This window comes from Mesorhizobium sp. M4A.F.Ca.ET.090.04.2.1 (assembly GCF_003999085.1).
GTDB lineage: Bacteria > Pseudomonadota > Alphaproteobacteria > Rhizobiales > Rhizobiaceae > Mesorhizobium.
This window is the reverse complement of record NZ_RZOT01000422.1, coordinates 1-5,473: the sequence shown is the minus strand read 5'-3', so window position 1 is coordinate 5,473 and position 5,473 is coordinate 1. Positions and strand designations below refer to the sequence as shown.

Annotated in this window: 5 protein-coding genes and 1 pseudogene; 2 read left to right on the top strand and 4 right to left on the bottom strand. The window is 64.9% G+C overall.

Annotated features, from left to right (window positions below; genetic code table 11):
- Window positions 1–286: pseudogene (locus EN781_RS24540) on the bottom strand (DNA ligase-associated DEXH box helicase); the annotation flags it as partial.
- A gap of 106 nt (window positions 287–392) precedes the next feature.
- Between EN781_RS24540 and EN781_RS24535 the strand changes: the two are divergent.
- Window positions 393–1,325: a methyltransferase domain-containing protein gene (locus EN781_RS24535; protein WP_126056715.1), complete on the top strand. Its 933-nt coding sequence runs from the start codon at window positions 393–395 to the stop codon at window positions 1,323–1,325.
- Between the two features lie 97 nt (window positions 1,326–1,422).
- Window positions 1,423–1,797 carry a hypothetical protein gene (locus EN781_RS24530; protein WP_126056714.1) on the top strand — a complete coding sequence of 125 codons (375 nt, stop codon included), beginning with the start codon at window positions 1,423–1,425 and terminating at the stop codon, window positions 1,795–1,797.
- Window positions 1,798–1,801: 4 nt separating this feature from the next.
- Here EN781_RS24530 and EN781_RS24525 read toward each other — a convergent pair whose 3' ends face one another.
- The 3 genes from EN781_RS24525 to EN781_RS24515 all read right to left on the bottom strand — a co-directional run.
- Entirely contained in the window at window positions 1,802–2,743 is a 942-nt protein-coding gene (locus EN781_RS24525; RefSeq protein WP_126059251.1) for a glyoxylate/hydroxypyruvate reductase A, read from the bottom strand.
- A gap of 48 nt (window positions 2,744–2,791) precedes the next feature.
- Window positions 2,792–4,420, bottom strand: coding sequence for an ABC transporter ATP-binding protein (locus EN781_RS24520; protein ID WP_126056713.1), 1,629 nt, complete (start codon window positions 4,418–4,420; stop codon window positions 2,792–2,794).
- A partial coding sequence (locus EN781_RS24515; RefSeq protein WP_145965605.1) for an ABC transporter permease occupies window positions 4,417–5,473 on the bottom strand: 1,057 nt, incomplete at its 5' end. The genes EN781_RS24515 and EN781_RS24520, both read right to left, overlap by 4 nt.

Below are 5,473 nucleotides of genomic sequence, written 5' to 3'. Positions count from 1 at the left end.
GCACATGGCCCGCCGGATGAAAGCTGACCGACACGCCGTTGAGGTCGATCGTCTCGCCGAGGACGGCAGCCTGCGTGGTCCCGGCAAAATCCTCGCCATAGCGCAACGCCATGATGTCGAGCGTCTGCCGGGTCGCGAGCACCGAGCCGTGGCCGGAGCGCGCATGGTCGGAGTGGCCGTGCGTGATCAGCGCGCGTTCCACCGGCCGCACCGGGTCGATGAAGAAATCGCCGGGCGGGCAGTAGAGGCCCTCGGGGCGGGGCTTGAGCAGGTCGCTGGCGCGCATGGCTTCAAGATAGTGGCTAAATCCGGCGCGGGAAGCCTGTTGCCAGAGACTGCTGACTCATCCTACAGCCAGCCGCCGGTCCGATCACCGGTGGGATCCTTGCACCATGAAACCGTTCCAGGCCTCGTCCGGCGACCTGACCGCCGACCGCCGCGCCGACTTCGCCGAGATGCTCGGCGCCTCCGGCGATCCCACTGCTGCGGCGGAGCTGCTGCTCGGCGCGCTGGAGCTGGCGCCCCAATGGTCGGCCGGCTGGTTCCGCCTCGGCGAGATGCAGGAAGCCGCCGGCCAGCCCGATCAGGCCGCGCAGGCCTGGGCGATGGCGTTGCGGCTGGAGCCGGCGGACCGGCTGGGCGCCGCGCTGAAGCTGCAACTCGCCGGCAAGGCGCCGACGGCCGCGGCTCCGCCCAGCGCTTTCGTCGAGACGCTGTTCGACCACTATGCCGAGAGCTTCGAGGAGATGCTCGTCAACAAGCTCGGCTACCGGATGCCCGAATTACTCGACCAGGCCATTCGATCGGTCCGGCCACGGCGCTTATCGCTGGCACTCGATCTCGGCTGCGGGACCGGCCTGATGGGCGAAAGGCTGCGGCCGATCGTCGACCGGCTCGAGGGCTACGACATCTCCGCCGCCATGCTGCGGAAGGCGCGGGCCAAAGGCGTCTACGATCGACTCGTCAAGGCCGACCTGCAGGATCTTGTCTACGCCGGTCCCAAAGCCGACCTCGTGGTCGCGGCCGACGTCTTCATCTATGTCGGCGCGCTTGAGGGCATTGTGAGGACAGTCGCCGGCATGCTTGCCGAGGATGGGTTGTTTGCGTTCTCTGTCGAGACGCTGACCGACACGGAACCGGCCGGCGGCGATAGCTTCGCGCTGCGGCCGTCACGCCGCTACGCGCATTCCGAGGCCTATGTGCGGATCGTCCTGGCCGCTAACGGACTTTCCGTCCGGTGGCTTCAACGCACGGTCATCCGGCACGACCGCCGCGAGCCAATAGATGGCCTGGCCGTGGTGGCGGGCAAATCACCAACGCTGTGATCCCCCTCTGTCCCCGCCGAGCTCCGTTTGCTGCGAAAAAGCCCGAATCGCGTGTCGGGGTTGCGCTGGGCGGATACCGAAAAGAGAGGAAGATACCATGCGCTGGAAGATCATGGTTTTGGCCTCGTGCCTGGCAACGGCCGGCTGCGTCGGCGGCACCTCAATGTCGGAACGCCAGGACGAGGACGTGCAGTCCTCGCTGCAATACGACAACGTGCCTTGCGATCAGCTGATTGCCCAGCGCAACGCCCTGGCCGAGCAAAGCCAACTGCCGACAACGGCTAAGACGACCTTCTCCAATCCGGCCATGGGCTTCGGCCCGTTCACACCGGATATGCGTTCGAAGGCCAGGCGCGATGCCGACAAGGCGGCAGGCCAGATCGACGCCATGAACCGATCGATCGAACGCCGGGACTGCGGCAAGCCGGCGAAGAAGAACAAGTTCGAGCTGCCCGGGTCGAAACCTTCCTGAGGATTTAGTAGCCGGCCTCGCGGTCGACGACATTGTCGAGCTTCTGGCCGCGCTCGTACGCCGCCATCTGCCGCAGCATGATCGGCACCAGATGCACGGGATCCGAGGTCGCCGCCGCGTGCGGCGTCACGAACACTTTCGGATGCGCCCATAGCGGGCTGGTCTTCGGCAGCGGCTCGACCTCGAACACGTCGAGGCTCGCCTCCTTCAGCGTGCCGTCGTCCAGCGCGCGCAGGATGTCGGCGTCCTTCTGCAGGCGTCCGCGTCCGGCATTGATCAGCACCGAGCCGCCGAGGCCGTTGCGCCTGCGCAGCTCCTTCAGGAGACTGTAGCTGACGATGCCTTGCGTCTGGGCCGTCAGCGGCAACAGCACCACCAATATGTCGGTGGCGTTGAGGAAGGGGATCAGCCCGGCCTCGCCCGCATAGGTGGAAACACCTTTCATCGGCCGCTCGGAGCGCGACCAGCCATTGACCGCGAAGCCGAGCGACAGCAACACCGATGCCGCGGCGCGGCCGAGATTGCCGAGCCCCATGATGCCGACCGAGATGTCGCCGGCCGGGCGCTGCGGCGGCTCGTGCCAGGTCTTCTTCTTCTGCTGCGCCTGATAGAGCATGCCCTGGCGGTGATGGTCGAGCACGCGCCAAATCACGTACTCGGTCATGTATTGGGTGAGGTTGTCGGCGACTACCTTGACGATCGGCACGTCGGGCAGGCCGGGATCGGCGAAGATGTGGTCGACGCCGGCGCCGATCGAGAAGATGGCGCGCAGATTGGGCAGGGACGAAAGTAGATTGGCCTTCTGCTTCCACACCACCGCATAGGTGATCGAAGGATCGCTGGCGCCGTCCGGCTCCAGCACCACCTCGCGCTCGGCCGAGAGCAGCTCGCGCCAACGCTGCGGATGAAAGCCGGTGACGGCAAGCAGGACGCGGCCCTTTTCCATGTGCGGATTTTTCTTCCCAGTCATTTCAGTTCTGGCCTTGGGCTCAACCTACTCGCTGACCACACCGGTCGGTGCCGTCTCGATCCGGAATGCGGCCGAGATCAGCGCCCGAGTATAGTCCGTTTGCGGGCTGCCAAAAATCTGTTCTGACGGCCCGGTTTCGACGATCTGGCCATTGCGCATGACGATGACGTCGTTGGCAAGCGCGCGGATGACTTTCAGGTCGTGGCTGATGAACAGATAGGCGAGATCATGCTTGGCCTGCAGGTTGCGCAACAGGTCGACGACCTGCGCCTGCACGCTCATGTCGAGCGCCGAGGTCGGCTCGTCCAGCATGACGAAGCGCGGGTTGAGCACCATGGCGCGGGCGATGGCCACGCGCTGGCGCTGGCCGCCGGAGAATTCATGCGGGTAGCGGTTGCGCGTCTCGGGATCGAGACCGACCTCCTTCAGCACGTCGACGACCTTGTCGTCGCGCTGGTCGGGCGTGAGCTTCGGCTCGTGGATCCTCAGTCCTTCCTCGATGATCTCGGCGATCGACATGCGCGGGCTGAGCGAGCCGAATGGATCCTGGAAGACGATCTGCAACTCGCGCCGGAGCGGCCGCATGGCATTGAAGGAGAGCTGGTTGATGTCGCGCCCGTCGAACTGGATGGTTCCGGTCGACGAGATCATCCTGGCCAGCGCCAGCCCAAGCGTCGTCTTGCCCGAGCCGGATTCGCCGACCACGCCGAGCGTCTGGCCGGCGCGCACGGTGACGTCGATGCCGTCCACCGCCTTCACATTGTCGACGGTGCGGCGGAAGAAGCCGCGCCTGATCGGGAACCAGACCTTGATGTCCTTCCCCGTCATCACCGCCTTGGCGTCCGCGTTGGCGGCAGGCGGCTTGCCTTTGGGCTCGGCCGCCAGCAAGTGCTTGGTATAGGCATGCTGCGGGTTGGCGAAGATGTCCTTGGTCGGGCCGCTCTCGACGATCTTGCCCTTGGTCATCACGCAGACTCGGTCGGCGATCTTCCGGACGATGCCGAGATCATGGGTGATAAACAGCATCGACATGCCCTTGCGGGCTTTCAGTTTGGCTAGCAGTTCGAGGATCTGCGCCTGCACGGTGACGTCGAGCGCGGTCGTCGGCTCGTCGGCAATCAAAAGCTCCGGCTCGTTGGCCAGCGCCATGGCGATCATGACGCGCTGGCGCTGGCCGCCGGACAGCTGGTGCGGATAGGCGTCGAGTCGCTTTTCCGGCTCGCGGATGCCGACCTCGTTGAGCAGTTCCAGCGTGCGGGCGCGGGCCTGCCGGTCGCCAAGCCCCTGGTGCAGCTTCAGCACCTCGACGATCTGCTGCTCAATCGTATGCAGCGGATTGAGCGAGGTCATCGGCTCCTGGAAGATCATGGTGATCTTGTTGCCGCGCACGCGCCTCAGCGCCCGCTCGTCCATGGACAACAGGTCGGCGCCCTGGAACAGGATCCGACCCGACGGGTGGCTGGCTGTCGGATAGGGCAGCAGTTTCAGCACCGACAGCGCCGAGACCGACTTGCCGGAACCGGACTCGCCGACCAGCGCCACCGTCTCGCCCTTGGCGATGTCGAAGGCGATATGGTCGACGGCCAGCGACTGCTTGCCGCCTTGCGCGAAGGCAACGCTCAAATCGCGAATGGAAAGCAGGGGCTCGCTCATTTGAACGTCTTGCGCGGATCGAAGGCGTCGCGCGTCGCCTCGCCGACGAAGACCAGCAGCGACAACATCAGCGAGATGACGATGAAGGCGGAGATGCCGAGCCACGGCGCGTTGAGGTTGCGCTGCGCCTGTTTCAGCATTTCGCCGAGCGAGGCCGAGCCCGGCGGCAGGCCGAAGCCGAGATAGTCGAGCGAGGTCAATGTCGAGATCGAGCCTGAAAGCAGGAAGGGCAGGAAGGTCAGCGTCGCCACCATGGCGTTGGGCAGAAGGTGGCGGAACATGATGGTCAGGTTGGGCACGCCAAGAGCGCGCGCGGCGTTGACATATTCGAAGTTGCGGGCGCGCAGGAACTCGGCCCTGACCACGCCCACCAGCGCCACCCAGGAGAACAAGAGCATCAGGCCGAGCAGGATGAAGAAGCCGGGCGGCAGGATGGCGGCCACGATGAGGAGCAGATAAAGCACCGGGATCGCCGACCAGATCTCGATGAAGCGCTGGAACAGAAGGTCTGTCCAGCCGCCGAAATAGCCCTGCATGGCGCCGGCCGCCACGCCGATCAGCGACGACCCCACCGTCAGGATCAGGCCGAACAGGACGGAGATCCTGAAGCCGTAGATAAGCCGCGCCAGCACGTCCCGCGCCTGGTCGTCGGTACCCAGCCAGTTCCAGTTGCCGACCGAGCAGTCCGGATCGGCGGCGCCTTGCGGGTATTGATTGCAGAGCGTCTTCTTGTCGTAGAGCCAGGACGGCTTGGTCGGTGCCGCCTCGGGAATGGCGTTGTTGACCGTCTGGTAGGAGTAGCGCACCGGCGGCCAGATCATCCAGCCATTGGCGTTGATCTCGTCCTGGATGACGGGGTCGCGATAATCGGTAACGGCATAAAAGCCGCCGAATTTCTCTTCCGGATAGGCGATCAGCACCGGAAACAGGATCTCGCCCTTGTAGGAGGCGATGATAGGCTTGTCGTTGGCGATGAACTCGGAAAACAGCGACAGCACGAACAGGATGAGAAAGATCCACAACGACCAGAAGCCGCGCCGGTTCGACTTGAAG